General features: G+C 71.0%; 15 protein-coding genes. 4 read left to right on the plus strand and 11 right to left on the minus strand.

The annotated features are described in order from the left end of the window. Positions 1 to 205 precede the first annotated feature (205 nt). Genes WME97_RS14375 through WME97_RS14385 form a run of 3 tightly spaced genes read right to left on the minus strand, consistent with a single transcriptional unit; the run spans position 206 to position 1853 of the window. On the minus strand, positions 206 to 1039 hold the full coding sequence (locus tag WME97_RS14375; RefSeq protein WP_437552461.1) for a hypothetical protein: 834 nt from the start codon (positions 1037 to 1039) through the stop codon (positions 206 to 208). 35 nt (positions 1040 to 1074) lie between these two features. Next, the gene (locus WME97_RS14380; protein WP_437552462.1) at positions 1075 to 1674 is read right to left on the minus strand and encodes a 6-bladed beta-propeller; all 600 of its coding nucleotides are present in this window, start codon (positions 1672 to 1674) and stop codon (positions 1075 to 1077) included. After that, the gene (locus tag WME97_RS14385; RefSeq protein WP_437552463.1) at positions 1671 to 1853 is read right to left on the minus strand and encodes a hypothetical protein; all 183 of its coding nucleotides are present in this window, start codon (positions 1851 to 1853) and stop codon (positions 1671 to 1673) included. Before WME97_RS14385 ends, WME97_RS14380 begins: the two co-directional genes overlap by 4 nt. Positions 1854 to 2206: 353 nt before the next feature. On the opposite strand from WME97_RS14385, the gene WME97_RS14390 reads away from it, so the two are divergent. Further along, positions 2207 to 3004 (plus strand): TetR/AcrR family transcriptional regulator, encoded by a 798-nt coding sequence (locus tag WME97_RS14390; protein WP_437552465.1) that lies wholly within the window; start codon positions 2207 to 2209, stop codon positions 3002 to 3004. Between the two features lie 269 nt (positions 3005 to 3273). Then, positions 3274 to 7407, plus strand: coding sequence for a hypothetical protein (locus WME97_RS14395; protein ID WP_437552466.1), 4134 nt, complete (start codon positions 3274 to 3276; stop codon positions 7405 to 7407). 24 nt (positions 7408 to 7431) lie between these two features. Here WME97_RS14395 and WME97_RS14400 read toward each other — a convergent pair whose 3' ends face one another. The 6 genes from WME97_RS14400 to WME97_RS14425 form a co-directional block, all read right to left on the minus strand. Beyond that, on the minus strand, positions 7432 to 8793 hold the full coding sequence (locus WME97_RS14400) for a hypothetical protein (protein ID WP_437552467.1): 1362 nt from the start codon (positions 8791 to 8793) through the stop codon (positions 7432 to 7434). A 228-nt stretch (positions 8794 to 9021) separates the two neighbouring features. Beyond that, entirely contained in the window at positions 9022 to 10077 is a 1056-nt protein-coding gene (locus WME97_RS14405; RefSeq protein WP_437552468.1) for a hypothetical protein, read from the minus strand. Positions 10078 to 10398: 321 nt separating this feature from the next. Next, positions 10399 to 11997, minus strand: coding sequence for a thrombospondin type 3 repeat-containing protein (locus tag WME97_RS14410; RefSeq protein ID WP_437552469.1), 1599 nt, complete (start codon positions 11995 to 11997; stop codon positions 10399 to 10401). A gap of 23 nt (positions 11998 to 12020) precedes the next feature. Further along, the gene (locus tag WME97_RS14415; RefSeq protein WP_437552470.1) at positions 12021 to 13472 is read right to left on the minus strand and encodes a hypothetical protein; all 1452 of its coding nucleotides are present in this window, start codon (positions 13470 to 13472) and stop codon (positions 12021 to 12023) included. Further along, positions 13472 to 14539, minus strand: coding sequence for a PEGA domain-containing protein (locus tag WME97_RS14420; RefSeq protein WP_437552471.1), 1068 nt, complete (start codon positions 14537 to 14539; stop codon positions 13472 to 13474). The genes WME97_RS14415 and WME97_RS14420 overlap by 1 nt, the downstream gene beginning before the upstream one ends. Positions 14540 to 14759: 220 nt before the next feature. Next, positions 14760 to 16412 carry an FAD-dependent oxidoreductase gene (locus WME97_RS14425; RefSeq protein WP_437552472.1) on the minus strand — a complete coding sequence of 551 codons (1653 nt, stop codon included), beginning with the start codon at positions 16410 to 16412 and terminating at the stop codon, positions 14760 to 14762. Positions 16413 to 17226: 814 nt separating this feature from the next. On the opposite strand from WME97_RS14425, the gene WME97_RS14430 reads away from it, so the two are divergent. Then, positions 17227 to 19059 (plus strand): PE-PGRS family protein, encoded by a 1833-nt coding sequence (locus WME97_RS14430; protein ID WP_437552473.1) that lies wholly within the window; start codon positions 17227 to 17229, stop codon positions 19057 to 19059. Positions 19060 to 19125: 66 nt separating this feature from the next. Here the strand turns inward: WME97_RS14430 and WME97_RS14435 are convergent, their stop codons facing one another. Continuing rightward, on the minus strand, positions 19126 to 19512 hold the full coding sequence (locus tag WME97_RS14435) for a KGG domain-containing protein (protein ID WP_437552474.1): 387 nt from the start codon (positions 19510 to 19512) through the stop codon (positions 19126 to 19128). A 986-nt stretch (positions 19513 to 20498) separates the two neighbouring features. Here WME97_RS14435 and WME97_RS14440 point away from each other — a divergent pair. After that, positions 20499 to 21524, plus strand: a complete 1026-nt coding sequence (locus tag WME97_RS14440; RefSeq protein WP_437552475.1) for a phosphatase PAP2 family protein — start codon at positions 20499 to 20501, stop codon at positions 21522 to 21524. 130 nt (positions 21525 to 21654) lie between these two features. Here the strand turns inward: WME97_RS14440 and WME97_RS14445 are convergent, their stop codons facing one another. Next, on the minus strand, positions 21655 to 23628 hold the full coding sequence (locus WME97_RS14445; protein WP_437552476.1) for an ABC transporter ATP-binding protein: 1974 nt from the start codon (positions 23626 to 23628) through the stop codon (positions 21655 to 21657). Positions 23629 to 23927 lie beyond the last annotated feature (299 nt).

Consider the following 23927-nt stretch of genomic DNA (forward strand, 5'->3'; position numbering starts at 1 on the left):
GATCGGGGTGATCGAGCCGGTGGCGGCCGCCATCCTCTTCGCCACCTGCGCCACCCAATGGTCAGGTCGGGGGGGCAGAGCAGAGCGCAACGTCAGTCGAGCGCGATGTCAGCGCGACGTCGCAACGTGGCTCGGTAGAGGGCGGCTGCTGCGAAGGCGATGCATCGTGGGCCGGTAGCAAAACCAAAGAAAGAGCTCAACAGTTCTACAGATGGACCCCGCCTCCCAGCGATACCCCCCACGTAGTCGCCCCTCGCTGCCCGGTCAGCCCGGACGGCGCATCCAGGTTGACGGCAACCTGGGAGCGTACGAACACCGGCTCGAATTCGACATTCGCATACAAGATCGCTGCCCACTGTGAGAAATCTCTCCCTGCGAGCGGCGCCGACTGCGCGAGCATCTGCACTCGCACTCCGGGTGTCAGCGGACCCATCCGCAAGCCCGCGTGAGCGGCGGCTACGACCGCCAGCCGAGACGGGTTGGAGTTCACGGAAACGAGCACGGCTGGATCCAGCTCAGCGCCAACGATCACCGGCATGGACAGCTCCGCCCGGCTGCGGAGCAACAGCGCGATCGGGATCGCGTTCGGTGCCCACATCCAGTAATCCGCGAACCCGCGCGCGGCCGTAGCTACCGCGTAGTTGTATTCGACCTCCGTATTCTTCGGGATGGTGCCAGGGAACGTCGTCACCGGCGGTGCAACCCCGACCCCGGCATAGATCGAGCGGTTTCGCTCCTCGAGAAGCGCCGCCTGCACGGTCACGAACGGATTCCCGAAGCGAAACGACGAGCGCCGCGCCTCGCCCTCGATCCGAAACGTGGTCCAGGCCGAGGTGACGTCCGTGGTTGCGAGCAGCCAGCTGTTCAGGCGAACGCCCGCCGCCACCTGCGGCGCGACATGAATCGTAGCCACCGTCCGGTCCTGCGGCGAGGCTGTGAAAATGCCGTACAGCGCAACGTGGCCGCGGCCACCAGGTCGCGACGGAATGTCCCCCGTCGTCTGTGCCCAGCTCGGCGTCGCCCCGACCGAGGCAACCACGGTGACTGTGAGCGCGAGCCCGCGCGCTCTCCTCCTCACTTCGTCCTCCGGAACTTCTGCACGCCGCGACCCCTCAGGCTGGTGACGTAGACGCTGCCGTCGTGCCCCACGGCGATCCCGTGCCCCCAGTCGATCTCCCCGGGACCGTCCCCCGATGTGCTCCACCGGTCCACGATCTTCCCGTCGAGGCTCATCCGCAGCACATGCCCCCGCGGCCGCGCTGGATCCTGATCGCCTCCGTCTACAACGTAGATGTGCCGGTCGGGCCCGAAAGCGATTGCCCACGGTCGCCCCAGCGCGGCGCTCTTCCACTGCGCCAGGTAGTGGCCGTTCGCGCTGAAGACCTGAACACGCGCGTTCTCCCGGTCCGCCACGTAAACGCGCCCCTCGTCGTCGGTGACGATGCCGTGAGGCGTGTCGAGTTGTCCCGGCCCGAAGCCCTTCTCGCCCCACTCCATGACGAACTCGCCGTCCTCGGAGAAGCGCGCGATCCGCGCATGGTTGTAGCCGTCCGCCACGTAGATGTCGCCGTCCAGGCCGAAGGCCACGTTGGTGGGCCGGTCGAGCTGCTCGGGGCTCGTCGCGCACCCGATATCCGCGAGCAGGACGAGGATCCACACACCGATGCCCTTCATGGCGCCTCGCCCAGGGTCATGACCACATCCCCCTCCGCCGTCAGCTTGAACACCCGGTTCTGCTCGGAGTCCGTCACCCAGACGAAGTCGTTGCGATCCACCTCGATCCCGTGTGGATAGAAGAACAACCCCTCTCCCCACGCGTCGAGCAGCTCGCCCGTCTCTGGATCGAACGCCAAGATCGTGGGTTCGCGGATCGGCGCGTCGTTCCCTGACGTACGCCCGGCCGCATGGCTCACCAGCACGCGCCCTCGCGCGTCAACCGCCACATCAAGCGCTGGGCCGAACACCATCCCGTCAGGGACACGCGGCCACCCGTCCACCACCGCGTACGGCCCTGCAGGTGCGTCGTCCGCCGTCGGCGGTCGCGACGTGCACGCCCCCGCAAGCGCCAACCCTATCAGCCAGCGGCCCCCGCGCTGCGCCCCGGAGACCGACGTTGCGTTGCGAAGCAGCCATCCCATGACCCAGGATAACAATGTTATCCTGGTGGCGTCAACGGGCGAGGCGCGGACGTGGCAGGATGGTGGGCATGGGTGTGATGGATGCCGATGAGCCGGTGGAGCGCGTGTTCATGGCGCTCTGCGAGGGACGGCTGACGCGGGACGAGCTGACGGCCCGCAAGATCGCCGCATTCCTGGGCCAGACGACGATGGTGCTGTATCACCACTTCGGCTCGCTCGACGGATTCCTCATTCGCGTCGATGGCCTCGGGTGGCGGCGGCTCGCGGAGCGCCTCGACGCGCGAGCGCGCGCTGGCGCCGATGCGCGGGCGCTTGCCGTCGGCTACGTCGAGTTTGCGCTGTGCCATCCGGATCTGTACTGGCTGATGGCTGAGCGCCGCTTCGACCGCGCCCGCCTGCGCGAACAGGGGCGCCTGCGGCTCGCGCGCCCTCTTTGGAGCTCATTCGTCGAGCTCTTGCGCCATCACGGCAGCAGGCGGCCCGAGGAGGATACCTATGTGCTCTTCGCGGGCCTCCATGGCATCGCGATGCTCGCGCTGAGCGGGCGCGCCAACCTGGGTGAGGTTTCGTCCGGGAAAATTGCATCGGGATTGATTTTTTTCAGCCTGGGTGGAGCCCCGCATGGGGCTGGTACCCCACTCAACCCTGGTGAGGATCCCAACCTGGGTGAGCGGCCCGCCCCCGGTGAGGATCCCAACCTGGGTGAGGGGTCCGCCGCCAACCCGGGTGAGGGCCCCGTCGGAGATGCGGAGGTGGCCTTCGCCGCGGCACGCCGTCTCGCGGACCTCGTGCTCCCCGCCCGTCCACCCGAGCCGCCCGCCTCCCAGGCGAGCCGCGACCGCGGCGGCCCCGGGCGCCGCACCTGAGCCGTCCGCCCAGGCGCCTGCCGGCCCCAGGACGCTCCGCGCTCGACGCACCGGCCTCTGGCACACGGCTCGCCGGCCAGGAAGAAAGGGAAATCGCGTCGACGTGCGCCTTCGCGCCGGGCGCATCCCTCGCGCGGCGCGGGGCTTGCGCTGGCGTTGCGCGAGACCGACCCCAGCACATCGCGTTCGTTCACCGGACAGGCCTCGCAATGTCGGGGAAATCGGCACGTCCTGCGAGCTCGCGGCATCTATCTCCTTTCGGAGGTCTTATGCGCGCGCGACGCACGGTCGCTTGGTTGCTCAGCGGGGGGCTCCTCACCGCCGGCGCCGGTTGTGGCAGCGACGAACCGGAGGCGCTCGGCGCAGCTCGGCTCGCGGCCGTCGCGAGCGCCGACCGCACCGTGCACGCGGTCGACGCGCTCGGCGCTCAGCACCAGGCCGCCATCGCCGCCAACGCGGACGCGAGCATCCTCATCGCGACCTACACCGATCCGCGCGGCGCCCTCGCGGATCCGATCAGCCTGTCCGGCGTTGCGCGCTCCGCCGACGGCGGGAGATCCTTCGCCGAGGTCCTCGGCCCGAGCGGCGCGGGGGCGCTGCCCTCGGTCGCCGGCGGCCAGGTGCTCGGCGCCCCGCGCGTCGTCCACGATCCGACCCGCGACGTGTTCGTCAGCTCCTCCACCTACGTTCGCCCCGCCGACGGCCTCCAGGGCCTCTGCCTCCATGCCTCGAACCCCGGCAGCCGCACGGCCGGCTCCTCGTGGTCCGCGCCGGTCGAGGTGACCCCCGCGTTCGTCGCGGGGGAGAGCGCCGAGCAGGCCTCCATCGACGTCAACGCGGCGACCGGGCGCCTCTCCGTTACCTGGGTTCAGCGCGGCGGAGCGTCTCCGAGGATCCTCTACAGCCACTCGGACGATCTCGGCCAGACCTGGTCGCCCGCGGCCACGATCGCGCAGGCGCCCACCGGTGGCGATCTCGACGGGCCGAGCGCGCGCATCCTCCCCGGGGCGACCGACAGGGACTCCGTCGTCTACGCCGTCTTTCGCGCCATCGAGCCGGGGACCTCGCTGCGCAACGTCGGTTGCCGCCGGTCGATCGACGGAGGCGTCACCTGGGAGCCGCTCACCCTCCTCGACGAGGCCAGCTACCCCATGGAAGACCAGATCCTCGGCGTCGACCACGGAAGGAGCGCCCCGTCGATCGACGTCGACCAGGCCACGCGGCAGGTCTACGTCGTCTACCAGCGGAGCGGCGCCGACGGCACAGGGGACATCGCCCTGCGCTCGTTCACGGAGCAGTGCACCGCAGGCCCCGGCGTCCTCCTCAACAGCAATCCAGGGCGCGATCGGGCCCAGTTCTTCCCCTTCGTGGCCGTCGACCGAACGACCGGCACCGCGCACGTCGTCTACTACGACCAGGATGTCGACAGCTCGGGCGACCTGACCGAGATCGTCCACACCGCGTCGAGCGATCAAGGCGCCTCCTTCAGCCCGCCTGCGCCGATCTCCGACCGCCCCTTTCACGCGGGCCACGGCAACGACGCCTCCCGGCAGAACCTCGGCGACCGCATCGGCGGCGTCGCGCTCGCCGGTGAGCTCTACAGCGTCTTCAGCATGACGGCCACCCCGCCGCGGTTCGACGAGGGGCAGCCGTCGTCGACCTCCCTGATCGCGCCCAACGTCCACCTCGACGTCCTCGACGAGCTCGCCCGCGTCCCGCCGCTGCGGGCGGCCGGCGCCCGGATCGCCGACGCCGCGTGCGGCGCCCTCGCGAACGAGCGCGTCGATCCCGGGGAGCTCGTCGACGTCGGCGTCTACCTCGAGAACCACCTCGCCAACCCGATCTCCGGCAGGACGACCGTCTCCCGGATCACCGCCGCGCTGTCCACGGAGACGCCCTCCGTGACCCTGGTGAGGGCGAGCGCGCTCTACCCGGATATCGAGCCCCTCCGCACGGTTGCGGGCGACGCGCCGTTCGTCCTCAGGACGGGCCGGGACTTCGTTCCGGGGGCGCCGATCGATCTGACGCTCACGGTGAGCTCGGCTCAGGGCACGGTCGAGCTGCCGATCCAGCTCGAGACGGGCTCGCCGGGCGCCGCGGAGGTCCTCCTCCGCGAGGATTTCGACGCAGCGAGCGCGCCGGCGCTGCCCTCCGGCTGGCAGTCGGTGCGCGCCGGCGGGACGGCCTCCGCCTCGCCGTGGACCGTCGCGCAGACGCTGACGCCCGGAAACAACGCGGCATTTCACGACGAGGAGGCGGCGACGTCGCTCGTCGCGCTCGTGTCGCCCGCCGTGACCATCCCGGAGAGCCCCGGGAACTCCCACGTCACGCTCGACTTCGATCTCACCTACGAGCTGGAGGACGATCCGCAGAAGCTCATCCAGGCGTTCGACGGTCTGACGCTGCGCGTGGAGGATCTCACGGCCGGCGCCGCGCCCCGGGCGGTGCTCGCGGAGGCGTTCGCCGAGCGGATCGTCACCGGCGGGAGCCACCACTTCCCAAAGCACCTTCCAGCCCGCGACGACCCGGACTACCTGGCGGACAACGCGGTATGGTCCGGCAGCTCCGGCGGGAGCAAGCGCGTGTCGATCCGCTTCCCTGGCGCGGGGCTGCGCGGGCGGACCGTGAGGCTCCGCTTCGACTACACGCAGGACGACAGCCGGGTCTGCACGGATATCGGGCGCCCCGGGCCGTGCGGCGTCGCGGTCGACAACATCGTGTTCGCGGCGGTGCCGGTCGTGTCCAGGGCCTGCGGGGCGGATCTGGCCATCACCCAGACGGCCGCGCCGGATCCTGTATCGCCGGGCGCCCAGCTCACGATGACGATCGACGTCGCCAACGAGGGGCCGGGCGATGCGAGCGACATCGTCGTGTCGTCCATGCTGCCCGCCGGGGCGAGCCTCGTCAGCGCCTCGGGGACCGGCTGGACGTGCGACCTGACCGGCGGAGAGCTCGTGTGCCGGCGCGCCTCGCTCGCCGCGCGGGAGAGCTCGTCGATCGCGGTCACCCTGGTCGCGCCCACGCTCCCGCCGTCCACGGTCGACGAGGAGATCGAGAGCACGGCGAAGGTGAGCGCGAGCGAGCACGATCCGGCGCCGGAAAACAACGAGAGCGGCGTGCGCATCGACGTCTCCGTGCCAGCGCGCCTGATCGGCTATCTCACCGTCCTCGGCGAGCGCATCGCCGGCGAGGATCTCGCCTATACGGCGCTCATCACCAACATGGGTGGGCGCGTGCAGCCCGACAATGCAGGCTTCGAGTTCGTGGACGTGCTCCCGCCCGAGCTCCTCCTGGAAGGCGCGTTCGCGGACAGCGGCGCGGTCTCGGCCGATCCCGCCACCAACACGGTGGGCTGGGACGGCGAGGTCGAGCCGGGGGAGTGGGTGGCGCTCACGATGGAAGCGATCCTCCGTCCCCTGACCGATGGACTCGTCGTCACGAACCAGGGCACGCTCTTCTTCGACGCGGACTCCGACGGCGTGAACGAGTCGAGCGCGATGACGGACGAGCCCCTGTTCGCCGGCGCGGCCGATCCGACGGTGCTCACGGTGAGGCCCGCCGTCTGCGGCGACGGCGAGCTCGGGCTCGGCGAGCAGTGCGACGACGGCAACCTGCGCAACGGCGACTGCTGCTCGGCTCTGTGCACCGCCGAGCCGCCGACCACGATCTGCCGCATCGCGACCTCGCTGTGCGATCCCGGGGAGTATTGCGACGGCGCAGGGAGCTGCCCCGCGGACGTGAGCCTGCCGGACGGCGCCAGCTGCGATGATTTCGATGTCTGCAATGGCAGCGAGGTCTGCTTCCAGGGACTCTGTCTGAGCGACATCCCGCTCTACTGCGATGACGGGGATCCGACGACCACGGACGAATGCCATCCCTTCTTCGGCTGCCGGAACACGCCGAACAGCGCCGCCGCGGGAGGGGGCGGAGGCGGCGACGACGGAGGGACTGCAGTAGGCGTGGGCGGCGGCGGCGCAGTGGGTGGCGGCGGCGCAGGCAGCAGTGGCGCAAGCGGCGGCGGCGCAGGCGGCAGCGGCGCAAGCGGAGGCGCAGGCGGCAGCGGCGCGGGCGGCGGCGGCGGCGACGCCGGAGGACCGGCCGAGGGCGCTGGAGGCAGGGGCGACGGCGCCGGCGGCGATTGCTCCACCGATGCCGGCGGGGCGGGCGGCACAGGGGTCGGCGGTGGCCGAGATGCGGCGGGTGGGGGTGGGGAAGGGGGAGGGGGCCAATCCGAGGGAGGAGCGCCCCCGGGCCACTGCTGCTGTTGTTTGGGCGTCAGCTGCGCGTATGCCGTCATCGGCGGCGAGACCGGGCACGCGTCAGGAGCGGCCCGCGCGCTCGCGCTGTGCGGCGTCTTCGTGGCGCTCGGCAGCGCGCGCCGCGCCCGCCGCCGTCGCTGCTGACGGCGGCGCCCGCGCGCCTTGCGATCACCTGTAGACGAAGACCCCCTTCAGATCCTCGGTCTGCGAGATGGGCGTGCCGTCCTTCTTCGAGGTGGTCCTGAACTGGTAGATCATCCCCGGGATCAGCGCGGGACCGTCGTACTCGACAGAGACGTTCTCGCTCCCCGACACCCTGGGCACCTCCAGGTCCTCCCAGATCTTGGCGCCGAGCGCGTCGAACAACCGCACCTCGTACAGATCTTCGCTGGAGTCGTCCTCGAAGACGAACGTCGGTGTCCCGCTCACCTCCTCCATCGTGCTCGCGCCGGGCGAGACCACGGCGAGCGCGCCCGTCACCTTGAACGACTCCGCGACAGGCAGATCCTCGCCGGAGACCGTGATGCGCACGATCTCGGTCCCGCCAATCGACGTGTCAGGATCCCGCACGAGCGCGTCGTCCTCGAAGGCGGCGAGGACCACGTAATCGCCGTCGGGCACCCCGGCGATCGAGAAGTCGCCGGTGACGTTGCCTTGCCGGAGCCCTCGCGGGGTCTCGCCACGCGTGGTCGCCTCGTCAAAGGTATCGGCCACGACGAGGATGACCGAGGTCGCGCTCCCCCCTGGAGCATTCACGATCTCGACCTTGCCGCTCACCACCGCCGTGGCGTCTCCGGTCGCGTGAAGATCCACGCCCGTCGTCTCCTTGCCGGCGCTGACCGTCGCGCTCGCCGTGTCGAGCGCGAGGTCGGCGGCGTAACCTTTCACCGTGACGTCGCCCGCAGCCACGTTGTAGATGGTGTAGCTGCCGTCGAGATCGGCCGCCCCGGTCGCGCCGCCCGCGACCAGCAGCGTCCCGCCGGGCTGGTCGGCGTGGACGACCCCGGAGATGGAACCGAGCCCCTCGCTGTCCGAGAGCGGCAACAGCGAGATCTCCGTCGCCGCCGACTCGATCGCGGGCGGTTTGCCCGCCGCGGTCGAGAGGTCGATGGGCAGCGCGACCCGCGGCGCCTTCGGGAACGTCTCGTACGCCTGCGCGTCGGCGCGCAGCGTGATGTTGGCCTCGACCGGAGCGCCGCTCGCATCGCGCCGCGCGGGCACGACGAGCTCATAGGTCCCGTCGGCCCCCGTGATCGCCACCCGGGAGATCACCGCGTCGCTCGGGTCCCGGGCGAGCACGCGCGCGCCTGCGATGGCCTTGTCGTCGAGCGAGTCGTAGACGCGCCCCCTCAGGGTCACCGGCTCGAAGCAAGCGGGCTCGGCGCCCTCCACCTCCTCGCACACCTGCGGGGCGGCGCACCCTGTCTGCGCGGCCACCGAGCAGCTCTGCGGCTGACCCTCGTCGTCGCCGCCGCACCCCATCCCCATCAAGGCGCACAGCATCCCAACAGACATCGAGCGCATCACCATCGACTCGTCTCCTTTCAAACCACCTCTTGTCGCTGCAGGCTCAGCTTCTCAGCTCGCGCGCGGCCAGCGCCGCGCCCTGCGATCCTGTCGCCGCTCCGAGCAGGGACAGTGAATCACGCAGGCGCGGCGGGCGCCGAGCGGGGGGAACACATCCCTCCGGTTCTTCTGTGTCTTTCGTGGTTCAATCCCTGTCCTCGAATCCAGGGAGAACCCGGGCAAGCGTAGGGGCTAGTTCAAGATGACCTGGCAGCAGCCGGTGATGCAGTAGTAGCCTGCGGCACAAGGCTCCTGGCCGGCGAGCCCGCACGGCTGAACCCCCGCCGCGCACTGGCCTTGGGGCTCGCCGGTGGGCCCGCCGCCGCTGCCGGTCGCGTCTCCGCCGCCGCCTGTCGCGGCGCCGCCTCCAGCGCCGCCGCCGCCCCCTGCGCCGGTGCCGGACTCGAAGCAGTCGTCTGGCAGCGTGTCCTTGCCCAGGCACAGCTCGCAGCGGCCGCACTCGTTCAGGCAAGCATCCACGGGCGTGCAGGGCTCGCAGCGGGTCGGGTCGGACTCGTGGCCGCGCGAGCAGGAGCCTTCACCGGTGCCATCGGCGTCGGAGCCGAGCCAGACGTACTTGCCGCCGCCCGCCGGCAGCTCGCAGCAGCCGAAGCAGTCGCAGCCGTTCGGCGTGAGCGGACCGCAGATCGTATGGCACATATCGGACTGCTCGTCGTTGAGATCGCTGCAGCTCTTGCCACTGGCGCCCGGCGTCGAGGCCCCGCTGTCATAGGCGCACATCGTCCCGTTGTTGGACTCCGGGTGAAACCCGGGCGCGACCTCGTGCGGATCGCACTTGTGGTTCCAGTGGCAATCGTCGTTGCCGGAGCCGGAGTCCTGGTCGAAATAACAGTCGACGGTGCACGCCGGCCCCGCCTGGCCGGGGATCCCGCCGTAGTAGCTGCCCTCGGTGTTGTCGCACGGGCCGAGGCAGTCCGGATCCTGCGCGTCGAGGAGCCCATCGTCGTCGTTGTCGACGAGATCCCCGCACGCGTACGTCTTGCCCTGGCACTCGACGATGCTCGTCGGGGTCGCCATGCCGCCGCCCGCAGCGCCGGTGCCGGCCCCTCCGCCGCTCGCGCTGCCGCCGCCGCTCGCGCTGCCGCCGCCGCTCGCGCTGCCGCCGCCGCTCGCGCTGCCGCCGCCGCTCGCGGTGTCGCCGCCCCCCGCGCCGCCGGACGGGGCGGCGCCGTCAACGGTGCTGTCGCTACAGCCGGCGCTGAGGGTGAGTCCAGACAGGGCGGTCACCAACGAGAGAGAGAGAGAGAGAGCTAGGCGCATGGTGTCTCCAGAGGTGGCTCAGGCGCTCCCGTCCGCAGCGCGCGCTGCGGAGCGGGACTACCGGCGCGTTCATCCGGAGCAGTTCCGCCGCGGTCAGGTCACGGCTCAGAAAAAGACCCGTCGCGAAAAAAACGCGGAGCCATCGCGACACCGGCGTGTGGTCGTGGGGTGATAACCCACGTTGTGCTCGCAGTTTCTCTTCTCTTCCGGGGGGCAACCGAGCGGGCACGCTCGTCGTTCTCATGGGGTCGCGTGGCCGCTGCGCGTCAGGGCCGCGCGCAGCGGCGGTCAGGCCGCGTGATCGCGCCGCCTTCGGGCGCCCAGGCCCAGCGCGCCCGCGAGGAGCGCCACGAGGCCGACGAGCGCGCCGCCACGCTCGCCTCGCTGCATCGCGCAGACCAGCCCGGACGAGACCTCCGGCTCCGTGGACCCGCCGCCGCTGCTGCCCGCACCGCCGCTGTCGTCGCAGGCGTCGCCGACCCCGTCGGCGTCGCCATCCCCCTGATCCGCGTTGGCCGCGAGCGGGCAGTTGTCGTCGCCGTCCGGGACGCCGTCGTTGTCGTCGTCCGCGTCATCGACGTCACAGGCGTCGCCTTGATAGTCCTCGTCGTTGTCGGCCTGATCCGCGTTGGGGACGGAGGCGCAGTTGTCCTGCTCGTCCGGGACGCCGTCGTTGTCGTCGTCTTCCTCGCAGGCGTCGCCCTGTCCGTCGCCGTCGCTGTCGGCCTGATCGGGGTTGTACTCCTCGTCGCAGTTGTCCGCCGCGTCGCTCAGGCCATCTCCGTCCAGGTCCTCGCAAGCGTTGCCAACGCCGTTGTCGTCGGCGTCCGTCTGATCGGGGTTCGGCACGTGCGGGCAGTTGTCCGTCTCGTCCGGTATGCCGTCGCGGTCACCGTCGACGTCGGCCCCGAGGTCGCAGGCGTCGCCGCGGCCGTCGCCGTCGCCGTCGGTTTGATCCTGGTTGGACACGTGCGGGCAGTTGTCCTCTGCGTCCACGACGCCGTCGTTGTCGTCGTCGTCCTCGCAGGCATCGCCGGTGCCGTCGCCGTCCGTATCTTCCTGGAACAGATTGGACACGACAGCGCAGTTGTCCTCCACGTCGACCACGCCGTCGTCGTCGCTGTCGGGATCGCAGGCGTCCCCGAGGCTGTCCCCGTCCGCGTTCTCCTGGCCAGGGTTCTGATCTACAGGGCAGTTGTCCTCTGCGTTGCGCAGCCCGTCGCCGTCGGTGTCGATGTCGGGCTCGCAGAAGTCGCCGATGCCGTTGCCGTCGCCGTCCTCCTGGTTCGGATTGCGCGTGGCAGGGCAGTTGTCGCAGAGATCGCCGATCTTGTCGTCGTCTCTGTCCTGCTGGAGCGAGTTCGGGACGTCGCGGCAGTTGTCGACGTCGTTGTCGATGCCGTCGCCGTCGTCGTCACCGGCCTCGCAAACGTCGCCGGTGCCGTTTCCATCGGAGTCCAGCTGATCGGCGTTCGCCGTGAAAGGACAGTTGTCGTCGGCATCCAGGACACCGTCGTCGTCGTCATCGTCGTCGCAGGCGTCGCCGGTGCCGTCCGCCTCCGCATCCGACTGGTCCGGGTTCATCCCGACAGGACAGTTGTCACACGCGTCGCCGACGCCGTCGGAGTCCGAATCCCGCTGATCCTGGTTGGGAACGGCCTGGCAGCCGTCGCACGCATCGCCGACCGCATCGCCGTCGGCATCCGCCTGGTCCGGATTCTGGGTCTGCACGCAGTTGTCCGCTGAATCTACGACCCCATCCAGATCGGTATCAGGGTCCTCCGCCCACCCCGCGGCCGGCAGGATCAGCCCGAACAGGCCCGCCACGATCCCCACCGAGAACCGTCGCCCGCGCGACCGCACGCCCCTCGTCCCCGCACGTTTCATCGCGCCTCCGTCCTTCATGGCCTTCATGGCGACAGCTTGGTCACGAACACATCCGTGCCCTCGCCTCCCTCGATCCGCTTTTCCCCGAACGTCACTCTCCCGGTGAACGCGCCGGTCACGTAGACCTGCCTGTCGCGGTCGATGGCCACGCCCGTCGCCCGGTCCGCGCCGGCGCTGCCGAAGCGGTGGCTCCACCGGTAGCCGCCTTCCGGATCGAGCTTGGCCACGAACACGTCGTCGTCCCCCGCGCTCGTCACCGACCCGTCCGCCAGCGTCGTGTCTCCGCGGAACCCCCCCGCGACGACCACGTCTCCCGCGCCATCGACGAGGAGCTGCCCCAGCGACGCGCCGTCCTCGCCGATCACCCGGCTATAGATGTGCTCGCCCGTCGAATCGAGCTTGGCCACGAACACCGCCTGGTGCTCTCCGGCCGTCCGAGGGCCCCCGCCGAGATCGAGCGTCGCGCCGAACTCCCCGCCCACGATCACGTTGCCCGCCCCGTCCACCGCGACCGCCTTGGCCCGCTGCGGCCCCGCGTCGCCGAAGCGCTTGCTCCAGGTGTGCCCGCCGAACGGGTCGAAACTCGCCACGAACACGTCGAAATCCCCGGCGCTCTCCAGCGGATCGCCGCCCAGATCGAGCGTGCCGGCGAAATCTCCGATCACGATCGCGTTGCCGCGCGCGTCCATCGCCACGGCGCGGGCCTGCTGATCGAAGCCGTCGCCGAACCGATGGCTCCAGAGCAGCACGCCGTCGTTGTTGAAGCTCGCCAGGAACACGTCGCTGCCTCCGGCGCTCTCGAGCCGGTTCTTGCCGACGTGCAGCGCGCCCGAGAAGCGGCCAGCCACGACGAGGCGATCCGGCGCCGCCGCGACGCTCGTCGCCGCCTGGAAGCCGATGCCCCCGAGCGGCTGCAGCCACAGCTCCTTCCCCTCCGCGTCGAGCCGCGCGACGTAGCCGTCTCGCCCGCCGGCGCTCGTCCGCGGCTCGCCGCCGAACTCCAGCGTGCCGGAGAACTCCCCCGCGACCAGGAGGCCCTCGTTCCCGTCCGGCACGAGCGCGTTCACCGTCTGCGGATCGAACGCACCGAAGCGCTTCAGCCCGAGCCCCGACCCGTCGCTCGCGGAGAGCCGGGCCCAGAAGACGTTCTCCTCGCCGATCGGGGTCACGCTCTCGTCGTCGAGGGCCACGTCCTCCGCCTTCGTGAGCCTTCCAAGGAGCGCCGCGGTGCGGTCGTCGGCGACGGCCACGCTCGCCCCTGCACGCTCCCCGTCGCCCCCGAGCGCGCGCGCCCACTGCACCTCGCCGCCCGACTGGGGCGCGCCGCCGCCGCCTTCGCCGCCGGCCCCCACAGGGGTCGACAGGCTGAGCTCGGGAGCGCAGCCGAGGACCGCAGCGCCGAGCGCCGCAGCGCCGACCGTCACGACGCCGAGCGCCGCGCCGGCTGTCGCCGAGTAGAACCGTCTCACCCTCATCAGAACACCCCCTGCCACATCACGCCCTGCGCCGTCGGCGTCGCGATCGGCACGAGCGACGACGCCCGCTCGCCGCCCGCCCTGGGCCGCAGGAGGATGCCGCCCAGCGCCGCGCCCACGCCGGCGACGCCGACCGCGCCGAGCGTCACCGACAGCCCCAGGCTGCGGTTCCACCGCGCCCGGAGCGCCTCCATGCTCTCGAAGTCGTGGACGCCCCGATCGCAGACGGACCCGGGGCACTCGTCCTCGACCCGAGCCCGCGCGGCCAGGTGGTCGGCAGCGAACACCGCGCCCCCCGCGAGCGCCGCGAGCCCCACGCCGCCCGCCGTCCATGCCCACAGCGGCACGGGCGCGCGGGGCTCCGCCGGCGCGTCCGCGGGCGGCAGCTGCCCTCCGCCCACGTTCGCGCCCATGCTCCCACCTGCGGCTGCGCCTGCCTTTGGCTCGGTCGACTGCCCCGGTACGAGGTGGATGCGGACCTCCACCGGCGCGCGCTCCGCCTGCTTCAGCGTGACCTCGCGCCGCGCCGTCTGGAAGCCAGGCGCCGTCACCACCACCTCGTGGCGACCGGGGTTGAGCTTGCGCGGGTAGGGGAGCGCCGCGCGGGGGATCGGCTGGCCGTCCACGCGCGCGTCGACCTGGTCCAGCGCCGCGCCCTCGACCCGGAGCTGGAGCGACGGGATGCGCGCCTCGAGCTGCTCGACCATCGCCGCGGCGGCCGCCCGCGCCTGCGTGAACACCGGCGGCTCGTCGCTCCCGAGGGGCAGGTGGACGACCTCGTAGGCCGTCTCCCGGGCCTCGATCAGGCGACCGAGCGCCTCGTCGGCGCGCGCGAGATCGAGCCCCGTCGTGGGGGCGCGCACGAGCGCGTGGGCCGCCTGGAAATCCTCGCGGGCGCCGGCGACGTCCCCCGCGTCGCGCTTCTTGCGCCCCTCGATGAGGAGCGTCCGCGCGGTCTGCCGATCGGCCGCCGAGGGCTCGGCCCGCGCCGGCAGCGCCCCGGCGACCGAGAGGACAGCCAGGGCTATGCCTGCGGCGCGGGAGGCACGGGGGCGCAACAATTTCATCTCATCACCAAGCCGCCCGGGACTGTCCCGGACTACTCGATCATGATCGCACGCCGCTCGCGCGGGGGTCAACTACGCCAGCGCGCGCGCATCGTGCTCATGGGGCCATCGCGCGCGCATCGCGTAGGGCGTCGATCGTGTTGATCAGGTCGATCACGTCGATCACGTCGATCCACGTCCATTGCGCTCATCGGTTGTTGGCGCTCGCGACTCGCTCCGTTCACGTGGCCGGGCGACTCTGGGGCAGGGGCACGACCGCAGGCTGGTCGGCGACCCGCTCCCGCTCCCTCGGAGGCGAGACCGATCCTCCGGCGCTGAGAGGCGCCTCGCTCGGCGCGATCGGCGTGAGATCGGCCGTCGCCGGGCCCCGGAGGACGCGGCCCATGGCGTCGAAGCGGGCGCCGTGACAGCGGCAGTCCCAGCTGCGCTCCGCGGAGTTCCACGAGACCACGCCGCCGAGGTGGGTACACATGGCCGACATCTCGTGGATCTGCCCTTGCGGATCGCGGTAGACGGCGAGCTTCTTCAGGCCCCTACGCACGACGGCGCCTGCGCCGGGCGCGATCTGCGCCACGTCAGGGACATCTCCCTTGCCGAGCCATGAGGCGTACTGGCACGCGACATTGAGGTTCTCCTTCGCGTACTCGGAGACGGCGGCCAGGCTCAGGTTGACGCGGGTGGGATCGAAGAGCGACGCCATCCGGCTCTCGCGGCCCTGCACGAGGTCCGAGATCACGAGGCCTGCGATCGTCCCGTGCGTCATGCCGTTGCCACAGTCGCCCGTGGAGATGAAGATCCTCGATCCCTTCTTGATGCGACCGATGTACGCGAGGCCGTCGACCGTCTCCATCACCTCGCCGGACCAGCGGTGCAGCACCTCGCCGGCCTGCGTGAAGCGCTCTCTCGCCCACGCCTCGAGCCGCGCGTGGCGCTGGTCCGCGTCGCTGGCCTGTCCGGTCTTGTGGTCCTCTCCTCCCACGAGGAGCACCTCGTCCGGGCCGTCTGCGCCGTTGATGTTGGCGAGGCGGACGTAATGGAACGGTTCGGCCGTGTCCCAGTAGAGCCCCGGTGGGACGGCGCCCCGCGGGATGCGCAGGCCGACGACGTAGGTCCGGTAGCCGGCTTGCTTCAGGTGCACGGAGAAGCGCGGAATGAACGGGGAGTTCGTGGCGAGCACGGCCTCGCCGGCGATCACCCGGTGCCCGCGCGCCGTCTTGACGACCACCCCGTGAGGCACGGCGTCCTCGTCGACGTCGACCACGTGCGCGAGCGTGTAGAGCCTGCCGCCGTCGCGCTCGATCGCCCGCGCCAGCCCCGCGAGGTACCTGCGGATATGAAACTGCGCCTGATCGGGGAAACGGACCGCGGGCCCCGTATCGAAATCGAGCAGCGGCGCGCGGTCGACGTAATGGGTCGAGCCGAGCCCGGCGCGGTGCGCGGCCTCGATCTCGTCCCGGAGGGTGGCCGGGGGCGACCCCGGGGCTGCGAAGAGATAGCCATGGACGCGCCGGAAGTCGCAGTCGATCTTCTCTTCCGCGACGACCCGCTCGATCGTCTCGATGGCCGCCGTGTGGCTCCTTGCGGCGAGGCGCAGGCGGCTCTTGCTGTGGAGCTTCGCGAGCGAGGCCCAGCGCCGGTCGAGCGCGTGCGTGATGTGCGCGGTGGTGAGCCCTGACTCGCCTCCGCCGATGGCGCCGTTGTCGAGGACGACGACGCGCTTTCCGGCCTTCGCGAGGAGATACGCCGTCGTCAGGCCGGCGATCCCCGCGCCAACGACGCACACGTCCGCCTCGTGGTCGGTCGCGAGGGGGGTCATCGGAGGGATGACGGCGTGGGTCCAGGCGGTGTTCTTATCGTAGGCTCGCTCCGTCATAGGCGCTCCGCGTCTGGGCGCCGAACGCTTTGGCTCGGCGCTTCGTCTCGGTGATGGGTCATGGGGTCTGCCGCCCGGGAGGCGTGATGATCCGCCGCGCCAGACGCCCCGGATGCGGCCTCCATGGCCGCCGCGCCGCCGGCGCGCGCGGGGGGACGCGCGCCGGCGGCGCTCTTCGTTCGCGCGCGAATGCGCGCTCGGGCGAGGTCGTCAGACCCCTCCCGCAGGTTGGCGGAGAGGTCGTTGAAGCGAGCGGGCGACAGGCGGGGGAGCGGCCGAGCGCCGTCCCGACGCTTGCCCGCGCGGCGCTTGTCGCCGCTGCACGCGAAGGGAGCGAGCGTGACGAGCGTAGAGAGAGTCGTGGCGCTCCTGAGCCAAGCCACCCACATCACTCGCGGGACGATGCAGATCGCGTACCGCGCCCACCGCCGCCCGGCGCGGCTTGTATGTTGGACGTGCCGCGGGGCTCACGGTGAGGCATTCTGCCACGATGAGGCAAACCTGCGACGCGCGCGGCGCGCGTCCGAGGCGATCGCGGGCCGCATGCAAGAGAACGGTTGGTCAGCGGGGAGCGCCGTTCAGGCGAGGCGCGCCGTCCAGGCGGGACACGCCGTTCCGGCGGATCCAGGGGTAGCCGATCGTTGCCACGAATTCGCCGCGACAGCTGCTTGATTCAATCCGCGCGCACGCGTACTTGACGTCCACGACACAGCAGATTGAGGACGTTCGACAGCCCACAGTGAGGGGTGCCGGATCGGCCTTGGCTCCACCGAGCGCCCGCGGCTCGGGCTCTTCGTCGAGACATGGAGGATGGATGAAAGCGCACCTGGTGACGAACGTGGCTCGGATTGCTCTTCTGACGAGCATGGGGCTCCCCCTGGGCTGCAACGGCTGCGACTCGGAGCCTGAGGACGGCGTCACCTCGTCTACGAGCGGCGTCGGAGGCGCCGGCGGGCAAGGCGGCGTCGGAGGCGCCGGCGGGCAAGGCGGCGAAGGCGGCGAAGGCGGCGAAGGCGGCGAAGGCGGGCAGGGCGGGGCCGGAGGCGGCGGCGGGCAAGGCGGTGAAGGCGGGGCTGGGGGACAAGGCGGGGTCGGAGGCGCCGGCGGCAGCGGTGGAGTCGGAGGCGCCGGCGGCAGCGGTGGAGTCGGAGGCGCCGGGGGGCAAGGTGGCGAAACGGGCGCCGGTGCATCAGGTGGAGTGGGGGGCGCAGGCGGCGACGGCGGCGCGGGCGGCAGCGGCGGCGGCGAGCCTCCGGCGTTCCTCGGAGATGCCCTGTGGGGGCTCGGCGCCGGCGAGGCGAAGAACGAGCGAATCGAGGCGATCGCGGCGGATCTGCACGATAACGTCGTCCTGGTCGGCGGCTTCGAGACGGCGATCAACTTCGGTGGCGAGGCGGACGCCCTCGTGAGCGACGGTGGTCTCGACCTCTTCGTCGTGAAGCTCGACGCGGCGGGAGGCCACGTCTGGAGCAGGCGTTTCGGGGGCAAGTCCGATCAGGTCGCGTTCGCGGTGGCCACGGATCCGAGCGGCAACGTCGTCGTCGCCGGGGAGTTCGAGGGGACCCTCAACTTCGGCGCGGACGCGAGCACGGAGCTCGTGAGCGCCGGCGGGAAGGACCTCTTCGTCGCCAAGCTCGACGCCGGCGGCAACCACCTCTTCAGCAAGCGCTTTGGCGGCGAGCTCGATCAGGGCGCCACGGCCGTGGCCGTCACCGAGGCGGGCGAGATCGTCGTCCTCGGCATGGTCGACGGCAGCATCAATTTCAGCGAGGCGCCCGGGACCGCGCTCGAGGGGAGCGGCGGTCCCAACGTCGTCGTGGCGAAGCTCGACGCCGGCGGCGGGCACCTCTGGAGCCGGCGGTTCGGGTCCGCGGAGAGCTGGCAGCGCTTCCGCAGCATCGCGGTCGGCGAGTCGGCCCTTTACGCGGCCGGCGCGTTCGGCGGAAGGCTCGAGATCGACGGCCACGTCGTGGAGAGCGCCGTCGACGGCTCGCGCGACGACGAGCCGATCTACGGCATCGATGGGCTCGTCCTGCGGTTCGATCTCGCGTCGGGCAGCCTCGTCTGGGGCCGGTCGCTGGGCGCCGCCGGCGAGCAGTTCGCCAAGTTCATCGGCCTCGGGCTCGACGGCCATCCGGTCGTCCTGGGCAACTACAGCGCTCCGTTCCGCGTCGGGCCCACGGCCATCGAGCGCGCCGCGGTCGGGGATTACGACCTCTACCTGGCCCGGCTCGACGCAGAGACCGGTGAGCCGCTCGCCGCCCGTGGGCTCCCGTCCGCGGGCGACGAGTTCGTCTGGGGCTTCTCGCAGGACCCCTGGGGCAACCACGTTCTGAGCGGTTACTTCACGGAGGCGCTTGAGCTCGGCGGGGCGCCCGTGGAGACCGTGCCGCCCGAGTCGGGCGATGCGTTCGTCGCGAAGCTCACTCCGGACTTCTCCGAGGAGCTCTGGTCCGACGTCTACCGCGATGGGGTCTTCTGCTTCTCGACGGCCCAGGCCGTCACCGGAAGCGGGAACACCGTCGCCGCTGGCCTCTTCCACGGCGAGCGGATCGAGCTCGGCGGCGGCCTCCCCGCCATCGAGCACAGCGCGTCTGTGGGCGATCGCAGCAACGGCGACGTCTTCCTCGTCACCCTGTCGCCGTGACGGACGATCGGGCGCGCGGACACCCCCGCGCGCCCGATCACCGGCGGCGATGTGCCGCGGCGCTGCTCAGTTCGGCTCGTGGCGCGGCTCGGCGGCGTCGGCGTGACGTGCGGCGCTGCCGCCCTGCTCGCCCTCGCGCGCGCTCTCCCCCGGCGCGTCGCTCTGTCCGTCGCCGCGCGACTCGCCGCCCTTGCGGCCGATCTGCGCCATGTGTCCGCGGTTCTGGCTCACGGCCGCGCCGCCCTTGCGGCCGATCGCGGCCATGTGCTCGCGATTCTGGCTCACGCTCGCGCCGCCCTTGCGGCCGGCCGCGCGGGCCTCCTCGGAGCTGAACTCGTGGGCCGTGCCCTTCTCGTGCGCGGCCTTGCCGCCCATGCTCGCGATCGCGCGTTGCTGCTTCTGGTCCATCGCGGCGAACCCACGACTGCTGCTCTGACCGTGTTGCTGTGCCATGAGTCGTCTCCTTGGTGTCTGGGCGCATCGCTCCAGCGCCCTCACGGGGTGACCCAGGCGTGGTGCCCTGTGGGATCGTCGCTGAACGATGTCGGCTCCTCCGGGGGACTGCAACGTGAGTGCCATGAAGAGGGATCCATGGACACGCGACGTCACCGGCGCGGATCCAGCGGGACTTCCGTGGATCCTCCTGAGCGCTCGGGAGCGTCCAGGGTGCGCTCCAGCAGGGTGAGGTGAGCGCGATCCTCCGGGCGCGCCCGGGGAAGACGCGGTTTCTGCGCCGACGTGCGCAGCGCCGATTGTGTCGCGTTGCGTCCAGCGCCGCTCAGCCCGGCGAGAGCGGCGTTCCAGCGGACGCCCCGCCGCGCGGCAGACTGCCCCACCGGTCGTGAGCGCGCGGGCCATCGCGCCTCGTCCGCGCCGCGCGGTCGAAATCCACGGCGTCCTCTCGTGTGGACGACTCCAGCGCTCGCGACGTCGCCGACGTCACCGCCGCCGGGACGCCGCGACGATCGTGCTCCGGTGTCCAGCGTGCTTGACGGCGCGCGTTGTCGATCGCCATCGCGGATCCCCCGACCGGCGTTGTGGGCGCATCCGTCCCGTAGAGCCGGGGGCGATGCCGTCGCGCAGATTCTGCGCTTGCGGGAGCCCGGCAGCCCAACCTGGGACGCGATAGTGTCGTCGTGACGCGTAGACCCTGCGCCGCTGCGTCGCTGCGTTCGCACGCGTGCGGTCCGCCGAGGCGGCGGTTGGGCTGTCGCGGGGCCGCCATGCCGGGGGCGTGGAGGCCCCCTACCGCTGTCAAGCGGCGCGAACCGGCCCGTCAAAAACTCGACGTCCGTGTGGCCCCCGAGTTGCTGCGCCTGTTGCCTCCCGGTCGCTGGAGCGTCACCGATGTCACGGTGACGCCACGCGCGAACACGTGATACAGAGCGGCCCGGCGTCATCAGCCCATGCGCACCATCCCATCCCTGGAACGTCCCCGAATGCAAGAGAGGCTCACAACGGACTGCGATGAGGTCGCCGGCTCCGGCGGCCTGGTCGACGTCGAGCCCGAAGGCGCGCTGTTGAAGGACGCTCTGCGCGGCCTGGTCGGCGTGTTTGCTCTCCACGACGCGATCCTCATCGGCTATCTCGCCTTGACGACGATCTTCCTGCTTGGCGCGCCGCCGACGGAGCTGCGAGCGCAGTGCATGAACCGCAATCTGGCGGGCATCGCCGCCCTGGTGTCCGTCTGCGTGCTCGTGCGCCGCGCGACGTTTCTGGCGCCCTTGCTCCGGAGCGTCCTTTATCGACTCTCGCTCGTCGGCGCCTTCCTCCTCAACTACCTTTCGCTTCGGACCCTCTTGCCGGCGGTCCGGAGCGATAGCGTCGACGCGGAGCTCCTCCACCTCGACCTCCTCCTCTTCGGCGTCGAGCCGGCGCTCTGGATGGAGCGCTTCAACACGCGCCCGATCGTGGAGTGGTTCTCCTTCTTCTATTTCAGCTACTTCTTGATCTGTTTCCTCTCGATGGTGCTGGCGGTATGGGTCGCCCGACCAGGCCGGGGGACGACGGAGTACGCGGTCGGCACCACGATCGTCTACTGTGTTGGCCAGCTCGGTTACATGGCGGTCCCTGCGTACGGCCCCATCCAGGCGCTGAGCCACCTCTATCAGGGGCCGCTGGACGGCGGCTTCTTCTGGGGCTGCGTGAGCAGCGTCGTGCAGGCCGGCGGCGCGATGAAGGACGTCTTTCCCTCCCTGCACACGGCCGCTCCGCTCTGGTTCGCCCTGTACACGTTCCACCGCGCCCGCACCGACCGGCGCCTCTTCTGGCTCGCCGTGGTGGCCGCGTTCTTCTCCATGAACATCATCGTCTCCACCATGCTCCTCCGCTGGCACTACGCGGTCGACGTCGTCGCCGGCGCCGTCCTGGCCGTGGGCACGGCGTGGCTCACGCCGCGGCTCGTCCGCTGGGAGGAGGGCCTCCGCGCCCGCATGGGTCAGCCTCAGCCGTGGAGCTTCCGGTAAGCGCGCCTCTCCGGCGCCGGCGCGCTCCAGTCCCGCGCGCCTCGGCGTCGGGGGAGGCTCATCTCAAGGAGCCGGCCTTGGCCTGAGCTCGGCACGAGCGCCCCGCGGCCTGCTCGATCCTGGCGGCCGCTCAGGCGAGCGGTGCCTCCCACGCTTTCAGCGGAGCACCCCGCGGGAGCTCGTCGGCGCGGTCAGCCGCCGGCTGGAGCCGCGGCGCTTCGTGGACGCGGGCCGGCGGCGCCTCCATCGCCGCAGGCGCCTCGGCGGCGCTCTCCGGCAGAAATCCGTCCGACTGTTTGCTCCAGAGCCGCTTGTAGGCCCCGTTTCGCGCGAGCAGCTCGGCGTGCGTGCCGTCCTCGATGATCCGGCCGTCCTCGAACACCAGGATGCGGTCGAGGTGGACGACGGTCGAGAGGCGATGGGCGACGACGAGCACCGTCTTCCCCTTCATGACGCCGTCCATCGTGTCCTGGATGGCCTGCTCGGTGATCGAGTCGAGGCTCGATGTCGCCTCGTCGAGGAGGAGGATCGGCGCGTCCTTCAGGATGACCCGCGCGATGGCGATGCGCTGCCGCTGGCCGCCCGAGAGCTTGACGCCGCGCTCGCCGACCATGGAGTGATACTGGTCCTTCATCTGCACGATGAAATCGTGCGCGTGCGCCTTCCGCGCGGCCTCGACCACCTCCGCGTCGGTCGCGTTCAGCCGGCCATAGCGGATGTTCTCGAGGAGCGTCCGGTGGAAGAGGCTCGGGTCCTGCGGGATCAGGCTGAGCTGCGCGTGAAGCGCGTCCTGCGTCATGTCCCGGATGTCCACGCCGTCGATCAAGATGTGACCGGAGTCGATGTCGTAGAGACGCAGGATGAGGCTGACGAAGGTGGATTTGCCGGAGCCGGAGAAGCCGACGAGCCCGACGCGCTGGCCGCGCGGGATCGTCACGTCGAGGCCCTCGAAGATCGGGTGACCGGGCGTGTACCCGAAGGTCACGTTCCGGAGCTCGATCCGGCCGCGCTCGAGCGTCGGGGCGACGGCCTCGGGGCGGTCGACGAGCTCGTGGGAGCGGACGATGGTGTTCACCCCGTTCGCGACGTTGCCGACGAACTCGAAGAACTCGAGGAAGCGGCGGCTGAGGTTGCGCGCCTCGTTGATGATGAGGAGCGACAGGCTCGTCGCCATGACGAACTCGGCGACGCCGATGTCGCCGCGCTCCCAGAGCCTGAGCGACTGGTAGAGCGTCCCCACCTTGAGCAGCGCGGCGGACGCGAACTGGAACCAGCGCACCCGCTCGGAGTACCAGTTCGATCTGCGCACCGCGCGGAGCTCGTGCTTGAGCTGCTCGTCCAGGTACGCGCGCTCGAAGCCGAACCGGGCGAAGAGCCGCGCGCTCGTGAGGTTCGTGACGGAGTCGACGAGCTTGCCTGTTGTCTCGCTCCGCGCGGACGCGGCGCGCACCGCGTGGGGCTGACACCGGGTCGCGAGCCAGTAGGAGATGCCGACGAACAGCGCCGCCCAGGCCGACACGACCGCGGCGAGCGCCGGGTGAGCGCTGTAGAGCAGCCCGATCGAGACCGAGAAGACGATGGCGATGGGCCAGAAGTCGAAGAGGATGGCCCACAGGGTCTGCGAGACCCCCATCGACGTCTCGCTGATCCGGTGGGCGAGCGCCCCGGCGAAGTTGTTGCTGAAGTAACGATGGGAGTGGTGCTGGAGGTACGCGTACAGATTGCGGGTCACGTTCTGGCGCTGCCACGGCCCGACGAGGATCTGGCAGAGGCCGGCGATCCGGCTGAACAGGAACTCGCCGGCGATGAGCGCGATGAACAGCGCCAGCGCGTCGCGCAGCCGCCCGCTCAGCGCGGCGCGGCCAGCGCCCGACGCCTGCGTCACCCCCTGGATGACCTGCCCGATGGCGTACGGGATCATGATCCCGCACGAGGCGTGGGCCGACTCGAACACGAACATCGCCAGATACCAGGCGCGGTAACGACCGACGAAGTGAATGATGAACCGGAAGGGCGTGTCCGGGAGCACCGGAGCGCCGGGGGCGCGCTGCAGAGAGGTCTTGGGTTCCACCGAGATGTCCTGGGGCGCCCTGCGCACCCTCATCAGCTGACGGTCATCGCGCGCTCCGCCCTCACGTGCCAAGTGCACTAACCGGGCCAGCTCTGCCCTGGCCGTGACCGTGGAGGAGCGGTGGGAGGGGGCTGCTGCCTCAGCAGCAGCGGGTGGTGATCGGCTGCTGCGGCGCACGCAGGGGGCGCGCGCTCGAACGATCCGGATCCACGCGCGGGCCCCCGTGGAAGTTCAAGGGGGGTTGCCGCTCGGCCCTTGCGTGGTCGGCGATCTCCACTAAGCGCTTCAGGATGAGCTGTTCTCTGCCTCGAGCAGCCGCGAGCGTGATGCGA

The sequence above is a fragment of the Sorangium sp. So ce367 genome (genome assembly GCF_051520455.1).
Lineage (GTDB): Bacteria > Myxococcota_A > Polyangia > Polyangiales > Polyangiaceae > Sorangium > Sorangium cellulosum_B.